Source organism: Neisseria sp. Ec49-e6-T10 (genome assembly GCF_051132615.1).
GTDB lineage: Bacteria > Pseudomonadota > Gammaproteobacteria > Burkholderiales > Neisseriaceae.
Genome location: NZ_CP152375.1, coordinates 178,656 through 195,466 on the forward strand (window position 1 = coordinate 178,656; position 16,811 = coordinate 195,466).

The window sequence follows — 16,811 nt, forward strand, 5'->3', positions numbered from 1 at the left end:
TTTATTGTCATGATTAAATCCGTTTAGCCAACTCTTCAGCCTTACCCAAATAATTATCTGGGCGTAATTTTAATAATTTTTCTTTTTCTTCTTCTGGAATCGCCAGATTTTGAATAAAGATTTTTAACGTTTCTTGAGTAATGCCTGCTTTGCCTCGAGTTAACTCTTTTAATTGTTCATATGGATTAGGTACGGCATAGCGGCGCATCACGGTTTGAATAGGCTCTGCTAACAACTCCCAAGTTGCATCTAAATCAGCATTTAAATTATTTTGATTTAGCTCTAACTTATCCAAACCTCTTAAATGAGCACTTAATCCCAATAAAGTATAACCTAAACCAACGCCCATGTTTCTTAAAACCGTTGAATCAGTTAAATCACGTTGCCAACGCGAAATAGGCAACTTTTCAGATAAATGCGTTAATACTGAATTGGCCAACCCTAAATTACCTTCAGAATTTTCAAAATCAATAGGGTTAACTTTATGTGGCATAGTAGAGCTGCCTACCTCACCTGCTTTAACCTTTTGCTTAAAATAACCTAAAGAAATATAACCCCATACGTCACGATTAAAATCGATTAATATGGTATTAATGCGACTGATATTTTGGAAAAACTCAGCCATATAATCATGCGGTTCAATTTGCGTGGTATACGGATTAAAATCAAGCCCTAAACTTTCCACAAATTTTTTGCTATGCACTTCCCAATCAATTTCAGGAAAAGCCGTTATATGAGCATTATAATTACCAACTGCCCCATTAATTTTTCCTAGAAACTCCTGCTCACCTAACTGTTTAAGCTGACGTTGTAACCGATAGACAATATTAGCTAACTCTTTACCTAAAGTAGTAGGCGTTGCTGGCTGCCCATGGGTACGACTCATCATGGGAACAGCAGCAAACTCACGCGCCAAGGTAGAAATTTTTTCCACCACTTTATTTAAAAAGGGGATAAAAACTGTGTCGCTGGCTGTTTTTAACATGAGCGCATGACTTAAATTATTAATATCTTCACTGGTACAAGCAAAATGAATAAATTCACTGGCTGCTAAAATTTCAGGCGTCATACTAAAACGCTCTTTTAACCAATACTCAATTGCTTTAACATCATGGTTGGTTGTTGCTTCAATCGCCTTTACAGCCTCTGCATCCTCAACAGAAAAACCGGCAATTACTTCATCGATCTGTGCGACAGTATGTTCAGAGAAAGCAGGAATTTCACCAATTCTCGGTTCAGATGCTAAAGACTTCAACCAACATAATTCAACTTGCACCCGAAACTTCATCAATCCATATTCAGAAAAAATATTCTGTAATGCAGATACTTGTTTACTGTAACGACCATCTAAAGGAGAAATTGCCAATAATGGGTTCAACATAACAGCCACCTCTTTATCTTTTGTCAAATAATAAATAGTCATTCATGATGACTATTTATTCGTACTGTTTTTTAGACACCTTGTTTTAAACTCGCTTCAATAAAACCATCTAAATCACCATCCATAACAGCTTTAATGTTACCGACTTCATGGCTGGTGCGAAGGTCTTTAATACGAGACTGATCAAATACATATGAACGAATTTGATGCCCCCAACCTACATCTGATTTACTGTCTTCTAAGTTTTGTTTGGCTTCATTGCGTTTACGTAACTCTAGCTCATACAATTTTGCCCGAAGCATACTCATGGCTTCATCACGGTTACGATGTTGAGAGCGGTCATTTTGACATTGAACCACTATCCCAGTTGGGTTATGGGTAATACGTACTGCCGAATCTGTTTTATTGATATGTTGCCCACCTGCACCACTGGCACGATAGGTATCTACTCTCAGATCAGCTGGATTAATCTCAACTTCAAATGAATCGTCTACCTCAGGGTACACAAACACCGATGAAAACGAAGTATGTCTTTTGGCATTGGCATCAAATGGTGATACGCGGACTAAACGGTGTACACCCGTTTCTGTACGCAATAATCCAAAAGCATACTCCCCCTCTATTTTAATAGTGGCATGGTTCACACCAGCAATATCGCCTTCACTTTCTTCAAGCACGTCAATTTTAAAACCTTTACGTTCAGCATAACGTGTGTACATACGCAACAACATACCCGCCCAATCTTCAGCTTCTGTACCCCCTGCTCCAGCGGTAATATCCAAAAAGCAGTTATTCGCATCCATTGGTTGATTGAACATTCGTTTAAACTCTAAAGCAGCCAATTTTTGTTCTAAGGCTTCAATATCTGTTTGAATACCAACAAAAGCATCTTCATCGTTTTCTTCGACAATCATTTGCAGTAATTCACGAGAATCATCAATCCCAGCAGACAGTTCGTCTAAGGTCAAAACCACGCCTTCAAGCAGTTTGCGCTCTTTACCTATTTCTTGTGCTTTTTTAGGATCATCCCAAAGTGTTGGGTCTTCCGATAAACCGACCACTTCTTCTAAACGGTCTTTTTTACCATCATAGTCAAAGATACCCCCTGATGTCCTTGCTGCGTTCAGCCAAGTCATCAAGAGTGTTATTTAATTGATTTACTAATTCTGTTTCTATCATGATTTTACAAACATCATTTATAATTTAAGGAGGGTCAATTTTACGCGATTTTTCTTATTCTGTCTTGTGTGCCTGATTTTATTATTATGACCATTATTTATTATCTCTATCCCAATAAAATAAACGATTCTAAGCCTTTTTAGAGTAATTACTTTTCAAACTTAAAGTAATCTGTTATTGTTCGCCATTTAAAGTTTTTACTTTAAAAATGACAATATAGCATTCCGTCACAAAAAATAATTTAACTTATTGAATTTAATTAGGATATAAACGTGCGAAATCACCATTTATCTCGCCTGAGCATTATCATTGGCTTAACATTAGGCAGTCAAATTACTTTGGCTTCTGGTTATCATTTTGGAACACAATCAGTCAGCTCACAAGCAACAGCGAACTCTTCTTCTGCGGAAGCTGCTGATGCTTCAACTTTATTTTATAACGCTGCAGGTCTAACCAAATTAAAAGGAACACATATCAGCGCGAACCTCAATTTGGTTATGCCCTCTATTAAGTATTCTAATGCCCAAGCGTATTACCCTAGTGGTAACCCTCAAAGTGTATCAGGTCAAACCAGTGGCAAAATCACCAAAGATGTTGTTGCAGCGCCCCATGGTTATATTTCGCACCAAATGAATGACAAAGTGACTTTAGGTTTTGGTGTCTATGTGCCATTTGGCTCTGAATCAGGTTACGACGATCATTCTGTATTACGTTATAACATCAACCAAACCAATTTAATGTCTGTCGATTTAAATCCAACTATTGCTATTCAAGCAACACCCAAGCACGCCTTTGCAGTAGGTTTAATTGCACAGTACACCAAAGCTGAACTACGCCAATATGCCAACTTTGGGGGGTTATTAGGCGCCAATGGAAAAGCCGACGGTTATGCTGACTTTAAAGGGCACGACTGGGGTATGGGATATAATCTTGCATGGCTATGGGATGCGAATGATCAAATACGAGTTGGTGCCAACTATCGCTCAAAAATCAAACATACATTAGAGGGTTCTGCTAAATGGACTACGCCCAACCCTTTAATTGAAAAATTTGGCTATGCTTCATACGAAGGAGCAAAAGCAGAAATTGAAACACCCGAGTCACTTTCCATCCATGGCATGTACAAGGCAACTGATAAATGGAATGTTTTTGGCGATGTTACTTGGACCAAACATTCCCGCTTTAATGTTGTGAACATTGACTACAAAAATAAAAAAATGGTTGCTGGTGGACAAATATCAGACGTTTCTACATTTAACCCAAATTGGAAAAACAGTTTTAAATATTCTTTAGGTGCATCTTATCAAGTAACCAAACCATTACAATTACGTTTTGGTGTTGCTTATGATCAAACACCCGTAAGAGATGCCGATACCCGGTTGAGCACTTTACCTGACAATGATCGTATTTGGTTTTCTCTTGGTGGAAAATACAGTTTAAATGACCATAGCTCAATCAATGTAGCTTACAGCTATATTCACATTAAATCAGCGCATGCTAATGTAAATGGTTATTGCGGTGGCGGTTCACCTGGTGAAGTTGCTTGTGTATCAAGCCAAACACAAGGCTCTGCTGATTATAAAAATAATGCCCAAATTTTTGGTGTTCAATACAATTATAATTTTTAGTCATTCAATCAATAAAAAAACCGAGCGCATTAGTTTGGCTCGGTTTTTTTATTTGTCTTTCGTCTAATGTACAAGCCATTCAATCTAATGACCTGAACTCAAAAAACTAATGAGAATCTCTTTAAAAATAAACCCTACCATACTCAAACCTAAACCTAGAAACAATACAAACATACCAAATTTTCCAGCCTTTGATCTTTTACCCAGATCCCAAATAATGAAACAAATAAAAATAATTAAACCTGGAACCAAAATTTTTAAAGAAAGATCAGCAAACTCTGCTTCGCTCATAATACGGCACTCCTTAACTATCTGTGTTAATTAATATTTTTTTATTTTAAATTCCTGTTGTCTTCAAACCTACATTAATCATTTCTTCATACTGTACTTGATTTTTTTATTTGATCTACTTACTTTTTTCTATGACCCTTTATTATTTTTACTATATCTGACCTTCAAAAATTTGTGTTTATACTGAACCATAATAAAATAGCCAAATATATTAACCGTTTTTTAGGCAACAACTTATACTTTTTTCGCTTTATAATATAAAGAATACAAATTCAACCAACCATTATGAATGACAAAGATCTTTCTTCGCTTCGTTTAAACGATACGACTTTAAAAAAGCTCAATACGCTGGGTATTCATAATTTATGGGATTTGGTGTTACACATGCCGTTAAGGTATGAAGATGAAACTCACCTTACCCCTATTGGCATAGCACCTGTTGGACAGCCTTGTTTTATTGAAGCAGAAGTGATTGCCCAAGAGGTACAATTTCGCCCAAAAAAACAGCTTATCGTTCGAGTAGAAGATCCGTCTGGTGCCTTGGTTTTACGTTTTATCCACTTTTATCCAAGCCAACAGAAACAAATGGCTATTGGTACACGTATTCGAGCACTAGGTGAAATCAGACATGGTTTTTTTGGGGATGAGATGGTGCATCCTAAAGTAAAAACCGTACAAAAAGAAGATGCCCTTGCACAAAATTTAACGCCTGTTTATTCTACAGTAAAAGGTCTGAATCAACAGACTTTACGCCGCATTATTGGGCAAGCACTGAATCAAGTTTCGTTAGATGACACTTTGTCTGATGCGGTTTTAAACAAGCTAAACTTACCCTCTTTTACCGATACAATACATTTATTACATAACCCTCCGGCACAATTCAGTGCACATCAATTAAACCATGCAGGTCTACCTGCATGGCAAAGGCTAAAATTTGATGAACTTTTAGCACAACAACTATCAATGCAACTGGCCTATAAAAAAAGAAAAAATGGCACAGCACATATTATGCAAGGCACAGGACAATATACCGCTCCTTTGCTGGATACTATTGGCTTTGAATTAACCAATGCGCAAAAAAAAGTGCGGCATGAAATCACACAAGACTTAGCCCAGCAATACCCTATGCATCGTTTGCTACAAGGTGATGTGGGGAGTGGAAAAACCATTATTGCTGCATTAAGTGCCTTAACGGCAATTGAATCAGGTTTTCAGGTCAGTTTAATGGCGCCTACCGAAATTTTAGCAGAACAGCACTATAATAAATTCAAAAAATGGCTAGAGCCTTTAAATTTAAAGGTTGCTTGGCTATCGGGTAGTTTAACCAAAAAAGCCAAACAAACAGTTAAAGAGCAAATCGAACGCAATGAAATACATATTGCTATTGGTACACATGCCCTGTTTCAAGATGATGTGCTTTTCCCAAATTTAGGTTTGGTCATTGTAGATGAACAACATCGCTTTGGTGTCGCACAACGTTTGGCCTTAAAAAACAAGGGACAGTTCGTCCATCAGCTGATGCTTTCAGCAACCCCTATTCCACGTACTTTGGCCATGAGTTTTTTTGCAGATTTAGACGTATCAGTCATTGATGAGTTGCCCCCTAATCGCACACCAATCAAAACAAAAATGGTCAACGAATATCGTCGTAGCGAAATAGAGGCATGGGTACTAAAAACCTGCGCTCAAGGTCAACAAGCCTATTGGGTATGCCCTTTAATTGAAGAAAGTGAAACACTTCAATTACAAACAGCCGTACAAACCCATGAATACTTAAGCGAAGTGTTTGCGGGTTTAAATGTTGGTTTAATTCATGGCAAGCTTAAACCCGCACAAAAAGCGGATATCATGGAAAAATTCGTCAAAAATGAAATTCAGGTATTGGTTGCCACAACGGTTATTGAAGTCGGTGTAGATGTTCCAAATGCCAGCTTAATGGTGATTGAACACGCAGAAAGAATGGGGCTTTCTCAATTACATCAACTACGTGGCCGAGTTGGGCGCGGGCAAGCCAAAAGCATGTGTATTCTTATTTTTCATGAGCCTTTATCTGAGTTAGCAAAAGCACGCTTAAAAGTCATTTATGAGCACACAGATGGCTTTGAAATTGCCAGACAAGATTTACATATTAGAGGCCCAGGTGAGTTTCTAGGCGCCAAACAAAGCGGTATCCCACTATTTCGTTTTGCCAATTTAGAAGATGATTTAGAACTACTAGAGCAAGCAAGAGACCTTGCCCCTAAACTGATTGCAAAAGAACCCGAATCGGTACAAAAACATTTAATGCGTTATTTAAGTCATAAACAGGATTATTTGGGTGTTTAAGCTACGTTAAACCAGCTTATATTTAATTTAAGTAAAAAATTTGTATGGTATTTGCTATTTTTTCAGAAAACCACTTGCAACGACCTAAAATTTGCGATAAAACTATACAATATCGTCTTTAGCGTATTTTCATCTAAAAAGGTTTTTCATGTCTGCTTTAAGTTTATTCATTTACTTTAGTCCAATCAGACAGTACGCTCTACCATTTGAGCGACGATAAGCTTTTATCCGAATTCATAAGTATTGCCTTAAACTTGCTGTATTTACCTTGTTATTTGCTCATTTAGTTATTGAATAAGAAAGAATGATTATGTCTGATGTTAAAAAAGTAGTGCTGGCCTACTCTGGTGGCTTAGATACCTCTGTTATTCTAAAATGGTTACAAGATGTATACCAATGTGAAGTAGTTACTTTTACTGCTGATTTAGGCCAAGGTGAAGAAGTAGAACCTGCCCGTAAAAAAGCATTGGCATTGGGCATTAAGCCTGAGAATATCTTTATTGAAGATTTACGCGAAGAATTCGTTCGTGATTATGTATTCCCAATGTTCCGTGCAAATACTATTTATGAAGGAGAATACCTTTTAGGTACGTCTATTGCACGCCCTTTAATTGCCAAACGCCAAATTGAAATTGCCAATCAAACAGGTGCCGATGCTGTGTCGCATGGAGCCACAGGAAAAGGGAATGACCAAGTGCGTTTTGAACTAGGTTATTACGCACTCAAACCAGATGTTAAAGTAATTGCACCATGGCGTGAATGGGATTTACTCAGCCGTGAAAAATTATTGGCTTATGCTCAAAAAAATGGCATTGATATTACCATGAGTAAAACAGGTAAAAGCCCATATTCAATGGATGCAAACTTACTGCATATCTCATATGAAGGTTTAATGCTGGAAAACCCAGCACAAGAGCCAGAAGACAGCATGTGGTTATGGAGTGTAAAACCAGAAGATGCACCAGATCAACCAGAGTACATTGAACTGACCTATGCTAAAGGTGATATTGTTGCTATTGATGGCAAAAATATGAGCCCTGCTGAAGTATTAACCTATTTAAATAAAGTTGGTGGCAAACATGGGATTGGTCGCTTAGACATTGTTGAAAACCGCTATGTAGGTATGAAATCGCGTGGTTGCTATGAAACCCCTGGTGGCACCATTATGCTAAAAGCGCATCGTGCCATTGAATCAATTACTATTGATAAAGGTGCGGCTCATCTAAAAGACGAAATCATGCCTAAATATGCCGAATTAATTTACAATGGTTATTGGTGGAGCATGGAAAGAGAAATGCTTCAAGCATTAATTGACCATAGCCAAAGCACAGTAAACGGTATGGTTCGACTAAAACTCTATAAAGGTAATGTTATGGTCGTGGGTCGTGAATCAAGTACTGACTCATTATTTGACCCAATGATTGCTTCTTTTGATGAAGATGGTGGCGCATACAATCAAGCCGATGCTCATGGCTTTATTCGCTTAAATGCACTGCGTTTACGTATTGCTGCAGCAAGAAAAAATAAAGCATAAAAAAGGAACCATTTTTCTTAAAAACCCACTAAATAGTGGGTTTTTTATTTTATTGTCCAAAAGAACATTCACATTCAAATATAAAAGTCCTATACTTACACAAAAGACCTATACGTTTTAAATACACACTTCACTATTTGGAAAATTGTCTATGAGCCCTAAGGATTTATTACTTATTTCTGTTGTGATCATTTCTTGGGGTCTAAATTTTGTTGTCATTAAAGTTGGGTTAAATGATGTTCCGCCACTTTTATTAGGTGCTTTGCGTTTTTGTGTGCTGGCCATCCCTGCTTTCTTTATCAAAAGACCTAAAGTGGCCTTTGGTTGGTTGCTTTTATATGGTTTGACCATTTCTTTTGGGCAATTTGCTTTTTTATTTTCAGCAATATCTTTTGGCATGCCTGCGGGTTTAGCTTCTATGGTTTTACAATCTCAGGCTTTTTTCACTCTATTTTTAGCGGTTCTTTTTTTAGGCGAAAAATTTTATGCCCAAAATATTTTAGGGCTACTGATTTCTGCCGCTGGCTTAGGCATTATTGGCTTACAAGGTGGAGCCTCTGTACCATTACTTGGTCTTAGCCTGACTTTAGCCGCTGCTTTTGCTTGGGCGATAGGCAATATCGTGATGAAAAAACTCAGTAACATCGATATGGTGAGCCTAACTGTGTGGGGGGGGTTAGTGCCCATTATTCCTTTTTTTGTTGCCTCTTATATTTTTGAAGGCCCTAAAACCATTACTCATAGCCTAACTCATTTAAACCTAACAACTGTATTTGTGTTATTTTATCTGGCCTTTATTGCGACTTTACTTGGTTACAGTATATGGGGCAAACTGATGGCTAAATATAAAGCCAGCCAAGTTGCACCATTTTCCTTATTGGTACCAATTATTGGCATCACATCATCTGCTTATTTCTTAAATGAAAAACTGACTATTGTGGAAATTGCTGGTGCATTATTGGTAATGCTAGGACTTGTTGTGAACATTTTTGGCCGAAGAATCATGAATAAATTTGAATTTATGTTCCGCTAACCACCAAATAAGAATAAAACCATGCGTTCTGAACAAACAATGTTCGATCTAATCCTCAACTTAGCCAAGCAAAATGTACTTATTCGTGCTGTTTATATGAATGGTTCAAGAGTAAACCCTAATATACAAAAAGATATCTGGCAGGACTATGATATTGTGTATGTGGTTCACCATATTGCCCCTTTTGTCTCTGACCAGCAATGGCTTCAGTATTTTGGGGATTTAGTCATCATGCAACAGCCAGACGACCCTACTTTATTCGATGATGTTCGCCCCCTAGATGAACAATATGCGTTTTTAATGCAATTTACGGATGGCACAAGAATTGATTTGACCCTGCAAACCATTGAATATACAAAACACCATTTTCTGTCTGACACCCTCACCTTGCCATTACTGGATAAGGATCATATTTTACCTGATATTGCTCCTCCATCAGACAAAGGATATTGGGTGAAAAAACCCTCTTCAAAGGAATTTCTTGGTACATGTAATGAATTTTGGTGGGTTTCAACTTATGTAGCAAAAGCTTTGGCTCGAAATGATGTTTTATCCGCCTTACAATATCTAAATGATCCTATTAGAGCCATGCTGATTCGTGTATTAAACTGGTTTGTAGGCATAGACACGTGTTTTTCTGTCAACCTTGGAAAAAATGCTCAAAACCTCCAATATTACCTACCAAATGAAACATGGCAACGCCTATTAAAAACCTATCCTAAAGCTACGATAGAGGCTATATGGCAAGCCCTGTTTGAAACCTGCTCCCTTTTTCACACAGTTGCTCAAGATATCGCAATAAAGCTACAAGAACTCTATGATCTAGAGGAAAGTAATCGTACTTTCCTCTTTCTACAACAAATAAAAAACCTTCACTTTGTCTCAACAACTTAAACATTATTCTTGACTCAACAACTGTGAATATAGTGCTCGATCAATATTACCACCACTTAAAATAACCCCTATTTTTTTCCCTTGTTGCTGCTCTTGCTCTTTTATTAAAGCTGCAAGTGCCGCCGCGCCGGCACCTTCTGCGATGTTATGTGTATCTTCATGATAGGCACAAATAGCTTGACGGATACACTCTTCATCAACTCGTACAATACGCTCAGCACCTGCTTTAATCACTGCAAATGCTTCAGGTAATGGCATACGACAAGCCAGACCATCGGCTATGGTATTGGCTGTTGCTGTGGTCACAATCTCCCCTTTTTCAAAACTTTGAGCAAAAGCATCTGCATTTTGTGCAACCACACCAACAATTTTGGTCTTCAATCCTAAAAGATTACGTACTTGAATCAAAGCACAGATACCAGAACCCATACCAATAGGCACATATACTGTATCAATATCAGACACAGCATTAAACAATTCAAAAGCATAAGTCGCCACACCCAATATTAAATCAGGGTGAAACGGTGGTACGCTTAACCAATTATTTTGCTCAGCCAAATCTTTAGCCTTTGCTCTGGCTTCATCAAAATCAACACCTGATTCTATAACATGAGCACCCAAAGCACGCATAGCAGCATTTTTTTCAGAGCAGTTACCTTCTGGTACCACGATATAAACTGGCAGACCTACTTTAGCAGCAGCAAAAGCCAAACTTTGCCCATGGTTGCCCCGAGTAGCACTCACAATTCCTTTAAGATCATGCTGACTTTGCATTAAATGCTGAATAAACACCAAACCTCCTCGTACTTTAAAAGCACCAACAGGGGTATGGTTTTCATGTTTGACCCAAACTTGGCACCTTAAACGGTTTGCTAACAGCGGCCATTGATATTGAGGTGTTTCAGGGATAAAACGATGAACCAACTCAGTTGCTTGTTTTAACTCATTTAAACTAAACATATTCAGTATCCCTCGTAAATAAACATCATCTTGACCTTGATGATAACAAGGGTTATTGTATGGGTAAATTAATATATTGCATGGCAGACAATAATGTGGATTCCTCAATTAAAACCCAGTACAAAACCAAAATACTTGGCACTTGCAGATGCCATTGCATATGCTATTGAAACGGGTGAACTTAAAGCTGGAGATCGCCTTCCACCACAAAGGCAATTGGCTTGGAAATTGGGGATAAACCCAAGTACCACAATGCTCGCCTACAGAGAAGCAACTCGTCGCCATTTAATTGGCGGGGAAACTGGGCGAGGAACATATGTATTAGATGGCAGCAAAGAAGCTTCTTTATTTTTAATTAAACAGCCTAAGCAATCGAATCAATACTTTGACCTTTCAACCAATATCCCTGCAATTGATATCAATAATCAGGATATCCAGCAAACTTTAGCCTATTTAATTCAAGCAGAACAATTAAACGATACACAAGGTTACTTAACAACCCAAAATTGCACTTTAGGTCAAATTATGATTGCCAAATGGTTAGGCCTACGATCAATTCAATGTCAACCAAGTCAGATTAAACTTTGTGCTGGTGCACAACAAGGATTATTTATTACTTTATCATCTCTATGTAAAATGGGCGACCCCATTTTGGTTGAATCTTTTACGGCTCCTGGTATTAAAGCTGCAGCCCATCAGCTACATTTACCCTTATATGGCATTGCCATGGATCAAGATGGCATCATACCAACAGATTTAGACCGTTTAATTCGTACCACTTCAGCCAAAATTATCGTCTTAACCCCATCACTACAAAATCCTACAGCCAATACAATGAATAAACAAAGACAACAAGAAATTGCCCAAGTTATTTTAAAGCATCATATAGTGCTGATCGAAGACGATGTTTATGGTGCACTCACACAGCAACCCCCTCTTTGTGCTTTATTACCTGAACACAGTATTTTGATCAGCAGTTTTTCTAAAACAGTTGCCGCAGGCTTACGAGTAGGTTATATCGTTGCTTCAACGAATCTATTACAGCATATTGACCCAGAAGCACATTTAAGCCATTGGGCGGTATCTCCTCTTGACCTCAAAATAATCAGCCACTGGATAGAGAATGGTACAGCAAAAAATCGTTTAGATTGGCAATATAAACAAGTAGAAAGCAGATGGCATCTCGCTCGTAAAATTTTGGGCAAAAACTTACTGAAAGCACAACAACCAAGTCCTCACATATGGCTGGCTGTACCGTTTGCGTCGCCTAAATTATCTGACCTTTGCCAACAAGAAAAAATCAGTGTCGTACCAGCAGAAGTGTTTTCTGTTGGTAAACAACATCTCAATGCAATCAGAATAAGCTTAACGGCAGCGAAAAATTTAGTTGAACTAAAAATTGCCTTGGAAAATATAAAAAAACTAATATCATAAAAAAAACTCTTTTAAGAATATTAAGATAAAAGCCATTCAACTTACTATTGAATGGCTTTTATCTTAATGTAAAATTTACTCAAATAAATTCAGATACTCTGCATAACCTGATTGCGCCAACTCTTCTTTAGGAATAAACCTTAAAGCAGCTGAATTAATGCAATAGCGCAAGCCCCCCATATCTGTTGGGCCATCATTAAATACATGACCTAAATGTGAATCTGCCTCTTGTGAGCGCACTTCTGTACGGGTCATACCATGGGTATAATCCATTTTTTCGACTACTGACTCTGATTTAAGTGGATGACTAAAGCTAGGCCAACCACACCCTGAATCAAATTTATCTAATGATGAAAACAAAGGCTCTCCTGATACAATATCAACATAAATACCAGGTTCAGTATGATCAAAAAACTCATTTTGGAAAGGAGACTCTGTTGCATTTTCTTGTGTTACACGGTACTGTAACTTGCTTAATGTCTGTAATTTTTTTTGTTTTTCTTCTGCATTCATGTTTATTTTTCTCCCCAATGTTTTTGAATAAATTTGGCTCTACCTGAACCTACCCTATAGCGTTGATAATGTTCCGGCTCTTTTTGATAAAAATCTTGATGGTAGTCTTCAGCAGGATAAAAAGGTTTTGCAGGTAAAATCTCTACCTCAATAGGTTCAGAAAATCGATGACTTTGCTCTAATTGTCTTTTTGACTCAAATGCTTCTTGTTTTTGTTCTTCAGAATGATAAAAAATGACTGGTCTATAAGACTCTCCTCTATCGGCAAATTGTCCGCCACCATCAGTTGGGTCAATTTGCTGCCAATATATCTGAAGTAACGCTTCATAAGAAATCACTTCTGGATCAAATGTAATTTCAACGGCTTCAACATGCCCCGTGTTTTCGCGACAAACTTCTTGATAGGTTGGGTTTTCTACATGGCCACCGGTGTAACCAGAAATAACCTTTTTGACACCATCATAACGATCAAAAGGTTTAACCATGCACCAAAAACAACCACCTGCAAATGTGGCTTTTTCTAAATGATGCTCTGTCATGAGCTTCTCCCTATGTGTGTTTGTGCCAAGCTACTTATTTATATTATTTTTTGAATAATAGCTTAATTATTTAAAAGATACACCTACTTTACTTTAAAAAAAAGGGAATTTTAGTTTTGGCTAAGAACACAATAAAATATAAACATAATAAAGCCATACAAAATGCCAAATAGACATATATTTTTTTGCATTTAAATCGTTTACCTAAAGCGATAACCCCAAGCAAAATATAAATCAACACTAAAAATAGTTTCTCGGTTAACCACATTCCTTGTGTTGAAAATGGATAAAAACCACTGAGTAATACTAGGGTAATCCCGCAAGCAAACAACACAGTATCATTTAAGTGCGGTAAATATTTAAGCCATTTTTGCTGTAATGCTGAAGGGCGAAATTGGGCTAAACAAAACCGAAAAACAAACAAGAAAATGGTTAAATAAGCCGTGGCGATATGAAGATGTTTGATGGCAAGATACACTTTTTTTCCTAAAGAACAAATGATTCTATTTCTTAGCAAAATAGAATCATCCAATCATACTGTCAACACTGTATTTAGCTCATAATAAAAATTTATTCTGGCTTTTTATTTTCTTTTTTAAAAACATGTTCTTGGCCAGACAATAATTTTTTGATATTACTATGATGCCGAATCAAAACCAATAAGGCAATCACAACAATTGCATATTTTAACTCATCTGATACCACAAAAAACCAAGCAAATATAGGGCTAGAGAGTGCAGCAATCAACGCAGCTAGCGAAGATATTTTAAATATGCCTACAATAATCAGCCAAACCAGTAAACACCCTAAAGCAGTTGGCCATGAAACAGCAAACAATACCCCTATTGCTGTTGCAACCCCTTTACCCCCCTGAAACTTAAAGTAAATAGGCCACATATGTCCAATTAAAACAGCTAGAGAAATACCCGCTAAATCCCACCCAGTTAAATCCAGTTGTCGAGCAAAAACAGATGCCAACAAAACAGGGATAAACCCTTTTAATGCATCACCCAACAGGGTCAAAGCAGCTGCTTTCTTTTTACCACTACGCAATACATTGGTTGCACCTGGGTTACCTGAACCATATGTTCTTGGGTCTTGTAGCTTAAATAATTTAGAAATGATGACGGCAAAAGACAACGAACCAATCAAATAAGCGACAATAATTAAAAATAATCCTGTATAAGTCATTTCTTTTTCACTAGAATAGTCATTTTTCAATTTTACGCTAAAGTAAATCAAAACTAAATGGATATCATCTTTCTTCATGATTTTAAAGTCGACACGCTTATTGGTGTTTATGACTGGGAACGTACACAAATGCAAACTGTCCAGTTAGATCTAGACATTGCCATTACCTCATCCAATGCTTTTAAAAGCGATGATATAACCGATACCATTCATTATGGATTGGTTGCTGAAACGATTGAAGAAAGCTTAAAAAACCAACACTTTTTACTTATTGAAGCATTGGCAGAACATATTGCTCAATTGGTGATGGATGAATTTAGCACCCCTTGGATTAGAGTAAAAGTCACCAAACTGGGGATTTTACCTAAAGTAAAACACGTAGGGGTAATGATTGAGCGTGGTGAACAACCAGCCTAAAATTATTTTTAAGCTGGTTTAATTGATTTTATAGGTTTTGAATCAAATATTCAGAAAATCCATCATACCTGTTGCAGCATCTCGCCCTTCTGCTACTGCTGTAACCACTAAATCTGAACCTCTGACAATATCGCCACCGGCAAAAAATTTGGGGTTGGTGGTTTGCTGTAAATGGTTCCCTGAGGTTTTAATTCGTCCTTTTTGATCAATTAACACATCTACATCAGCTAGCCATGGCATGCTGTGAGGTGCAAAACCAAAAGCAATGATTAGTGCATCACATGCCAATACATGCTCACTGCCTTCTATAACCATAGCTTGCCTTCTACCCAAAGCATCTGGTTCGCCCATTTTGGTTTGTACCAACTTCACCCCCGTAACCTGTCCTTGTTTATCTACTTCTACTGCCACAGGTTGAGTATTAAAATTAAACTGGGCACCTTCTTCTTTTGCATTTTGTACTTCTTTTTTACTGCCAGGCATATTGGCCTCATCACGACGATACGCACAAATGGCACTGCTTGCACCCTGACGGATTGCCGTGCGAACACAATCCATCGCAGTATCACCACCACCTAACACCACCACATTTTTATTTTTTAAATCAACAAAATCTGTACTGGGTAGCCCCATTAATTGCTGGGTGTTACCAATTAAATAAGGTAAAGCCAAATACACACCTTGTGCATTTTCATTAGGAATCCCTGCACTCATGCCTTTGTAGGTACCTACACCTAAAAATACTGCATCATATTCTTTTTCTAGTTGCCCTAAAGTAATGTCCAAGCCAATTTCTATGCCTAATTTAAATTCTATCCCCATTTGGGCAAAAATGTCTCGACGTCTTTGCATCACACTTTTTTCAAGCTTAAAAGAAGGTATACCGAAAGTCAGCAATCCCCCTATTTCTTGTTGTCGCTCATAAACGGTAACATCCACGCCATGACGAATCAACACGTCAGCACATGCTAAACCAGCAGGCCCAGCACCTACTACGGCAACCCGCTTTCCTGTTTTAATGACACCATCTAAATTAGGTCGCCAACCTTGTGCCAAAGCTGTTTCTGTCAAATACTTCTCAACATTGCCTATTGTGACCGCCCCAAACTCTTCATTTAAAGTGCAACTACCTTCACATAAACGATCTTGTGGACAAACCCTACCACATACTTCTGGTAAGCTATTGGTTTGATGTGCCAGCTCAACTGCTTCAAACAATCGTCCTTCATTCACTAGCTTTAACCAATTTGGAATGCTGTTATGTAAAGGGCACTTCCACTGGCAATAAGGGTTACCACAGCTTAAACAACGATCTGCCTGCGCTTCCGCTTGAGATTGAGAAAAATCTTGGTAAATTTCAACAAAATTTTCTTTACGGATATGCAATGCTTTTTTAGGAGGCTCAACCCTTGGTAAGTCAATAAACTGATAAACATTCTGACTCATATTTATTCCTGTTGTCTCTTCAATTGATGGATATGCCAATACTATA

The 16,811-nt window shown here is 37.7% G+C and carries 16 protein-coding genes; 7 read left to right on the forward strand and 9 right to left on the reverse strand.

The window, feature by feature from the left end; translation table 11 throughout:
* Positions 1–13: 13 nt before the first annotated feature.
* Together purB and prfB are read right to left on the reverse strand one after the other, a co-directional pair.
* Positions 14–1,381, reverse strand: a complete 1,368-nt coding sequence (purB, locus tag AADH04_RS00825) for an adenylosuccinate lyase (RefSeq protein ID WP_434778363.1) — start codon at positions 1,379–1,381, stop codon at positions 14–16.
* Between the two features lie 71 nt (positions 1,382–1,452).
* A protein-coding gene (gene prfB / locus AADH04_RS00830) for a peptide chain release factor 2 (RefSeq protein WP_434779767.1) occupies positions 1,453–2,557 on the reverse strand; the annotation gives its coding sequence in 2 pieces (ribosomal slippage) (positions 1,453–2,475 and positions 2,477–2,557; 1,104 coding nt in all).
* A gap of 275 nt (positions 2,558–2,832) precedes the next feature.
* On the opposite strand from prfB, the gene AADH04_RS00835 reads away from it, so the two are divergent.
* Positions 2,833–4,188, forward strand: a complete 1,356-nt coding sequence (locus AADH04_RS00835; RefSeq protein WP_434778364.1) for an OmpP1/FadL family transporter — start codon at positions 2,833–2,835, stop codon at positions 4,186–4,188.
* A gap of 84 nt (positions 4,189–4,272) precedes the next feature.
* Here AADH04_RS00835 and AADH04_RS00840 read toward each other — a convergent pair whose 3' ends face one another.
* Positions 4,273–4,479, reverse strand: coding sequence for a DUF2788 domain-containing protein (locus AADH04_RS00840; RefSeq protein ID WP_434778365.1), 207 nt, complete (start codon positions 4,477–4,479; stop codon positions 4,273–4,275).
* 282 nt (positions 4,480–4,761) lie between these two features.
* On the opposite strand from AADH04_RS00840, the gene recG reads away from it, so the two are divergent.
* From recG to AADH04_RS00860, 4 genes are all read left to right on the forward strand, one after another.
* Entirely contained in the window at positions 4,762–6,804 is a 2,043-nt protein-coding gene (gene recG / locus AADH04_RS00845) for an ATP-dependent DNA helicase RecG (protein ID WP_434779768.1), read from the forward strand.
* A 310-nt stretch (positions 6,805–7,114) separates the two neighbouring features.
* Complete coding sequence (locus AADH04_RS00850) at positions 7,115–8,338, forward strand: argininosuccinate synthase (protein WP_434778366.1); 1,224 nt, start codon at positions 7,115–7,117, stop codon at positions 8,336–8,338.
* Between the two features lie 151 nt (positions 8,339–8,489).
* Entirely contained in the window at positions 8,490–9,371 is an 882-nt protein-coding gene (locus AADH04_RS00855) for an EamA family transporter (RefSeq protein WP_434778367.1), read from the forward strand.
* A gap of 39 nt (positions 9,372–9,410) precedes the next feature.
* Positions 9,411–10,265, forward strand: coding sequence for an aminoglycoside 6-adenylyltransferase (locus tag AADH04_RS00860; protein ID WP_434778368.1), 855 nt, complete (start codon positions 9,411–9,413; stop codon positions 10,263–10,265).
* Between the two features lie 3 nt (positions 10,266–10,268).
* On the opposite strand, the gene AADH04_RS00865 is transcribed toward AADH04_RS00860, so the two are convergent.
* The gene (locus AADH04_RS00865; RefSeq protein ID WP_434778369.1) at positions 10,269–11,225 is read right to left on the reverse strand and encodes a threonine dehydratase; all 957 of its coding nucleotides are present in this window, start codon (positions 11,223–11,225) and stop codon (positions 10,269–10,271) included.
* Positions 11,226–11,318: 93 nt separating this feature from the next.
* On the opposite strand from AADH04_RS00865, the gene AADH04_RS00870 reads away from it, so the two are divergent.
* On the forward strand, positions 11,319–12,659 hold the full coding sequence (locus AADH04_RS00870) for a PLP-dependent aminotransferase family protein (RefSeq protein ID WP_434778370.1): 1,341 nt from the start codon (positions 11,319–11,321) through the stop codon (positions 12,657–12,659).
* 75 nt (positions 12,660–12,734) lie between these two features.
* Here AADH04_RS00870 and msrB read toward each other — a convergent pair whose 3' ends face one another.
* The 4 genes from msrB to plsY form a co-directional block, all read right to left on the reverse strand.
* Entirely contained in the window at positions 12,735–13,172 is a 438-nt protein-coding gene (msrB, locus tag AADH04_RS00875) for a peptide-methionine (R)-S-oxide reductase MsrB (protein WP_434778371.1), read from the reverse strand.
* 2 nt (positions 13,173–13,174) lie between these two features.
* On the reverse strand, positions 13,175–13,711 hold the full coding sequence (msrA, locus tag AADH04_RS00880) for a peptide-methionine (S)-S-oxide reductase MsrA (protein WP_434778372.1): 537 nt from the start codon (positions 13,709–13,711) through the stop codon (positions 13,175–13,177).
* A gap of 88 nt (positions 13,712–13,799) precedes the next feature.
* Complete coding sequence (locus tag AADH04_RS00885) at positions 13,800–14,189, reverse strand: SirB2 family protein (protein WP_434778373.1); 390 nt, start codon at positions 14,187–14,189, stop codon at positions 13,800–13,802.
* 92 nt (positions 14,190–14,281) lie between these two features.
* A complete protein-coding gene (gene plsY / locus AADH04_RS00890; RefSeq protein WP_434778374.1) occupies positions 14,282–14,902 on the reverse strand; it encodes a glycerol-3-phosphate 1-O-acyltransferase PlsY in 621 nt (206 codons plus the stop codon).
* 57 nt (positions 14,903–14,959) lie between these two features.
* Between plsY and folB the strand changes: the two genes are divergently transcribed.
* The gene (folB, locus tag AADH04_RS00895) at positions 14,960–15,319 is read left to right on the forward strand and encodes a dihydroneopterin aldolase (RefSeq protein ID WP_434778375.1); all 360 of its coding nucleotides are present in this window, start codon (positions 14,960–14,962) and stop codon (positions 15,317–15,319) included.
* Between the two features lie 42 nt (positions 15,320–15,361).
* Here the strand turns inward: folB and AADH04_RS00900 are convergent, their stop codons facing one another.
* Positions 15,362–16,765, reverse strand: coding sequence for an FAD-dependent oxidoreductase (locus AADH04_RS00900; RefSeq protein ID WP_434778376.1), 1,404 nt, complete (start codon positions 16,763–16,765; stop codon positions 15,362–15,364).
* Positions 16,766–16,811: the final 46 nt, after the last annotated feature.

Excerpts from the sequence above, each read along its gene's own strand:
- folB (WP_434778375.1), top strand. The coding sequence starts at position 14,960 with ATGGATATCATCTTTCTTCATGATTTTAAAGTCGACACGCTTATTGGT.
- AADH04_RS00840 (WP_434778365.1), bottom strand. The coding sequence starts at position 4,479 with ATGAGCGAAGCAGAGTTTGCTGATCTTTCTTTAAAAATTTTGGTTCCA.
- AADH04_RS00850 (WP_434778366.1), top strand. The coding sequence starts at position 7,115 with ATGTCTGATGTTAAAAAAGTAGTGCTGGCCTACTCTGGTGGCTTAGAT.
- AADH04_RS00865 (WP_434778369.1), bottom strand. The coding sequence starts at position 11,225 with ATGTTTAGTTTAAATGAGTTAAAACAAGCAACTGAGTTGGTTCATCGT.
- plsY (WP_434778374.1), bottom strand. The coding sequence starts at position 14,902 with ATGACTTATACAGGATTATTTTTAATTATTGTCGCTTATTTGATTGGT.
- purB (WP_434778363.1), bottom strand. The coding sequence starts at position 1,381 with ATGTTGAACCCATTATTGGCAATTTCTCCTTTAGATGGTCGTTACAGT.
- AADH04_RS00855 (WP_434778367.1), top strand. The coding sequence starts at position 8,490 with ATGAGCCCTAAGGATTTATTACTTATTTCTGTTGTGATCATTTCTTGG.
- AADH04_RS00900 (WP_434778376.1), bottom strand. The coding sequence starts at position 16,765 with ATGAGTCAGAATGTTTATCAGTTTATTGACTTACCAAGGGTTGAGCCT.
- msrA (WP_434778372.1), bottom strand. The coding sequence starts at position 13,711 with ATGACAGAGCATCATTTAGAAAAAGCCACATTTGCAGGTGGTTGTTTT.
- AADH04_RS00860 (WP_434778368.1), top strand. The coding sequence starts at position 9,411 with ATGTTCGATCTAATCCTCAACTTAGCCAAGCAAAATGTACTTATTCGT.
- AADH04_RS00870 (WP_434778370.1), top strand. The coding sequence starts at position 11,319 with ATGTGGATTCCTCAATTAAAACCCAGTACAAAACCAAAATACTTGGCA.
- msrB (WP_434778371.1), bottom strand. The coding sequence starts at position 13,172 with ATGAATGCAGAAGAAAAACAAAAAAAATTACAGACATTAAGCAAGTTA.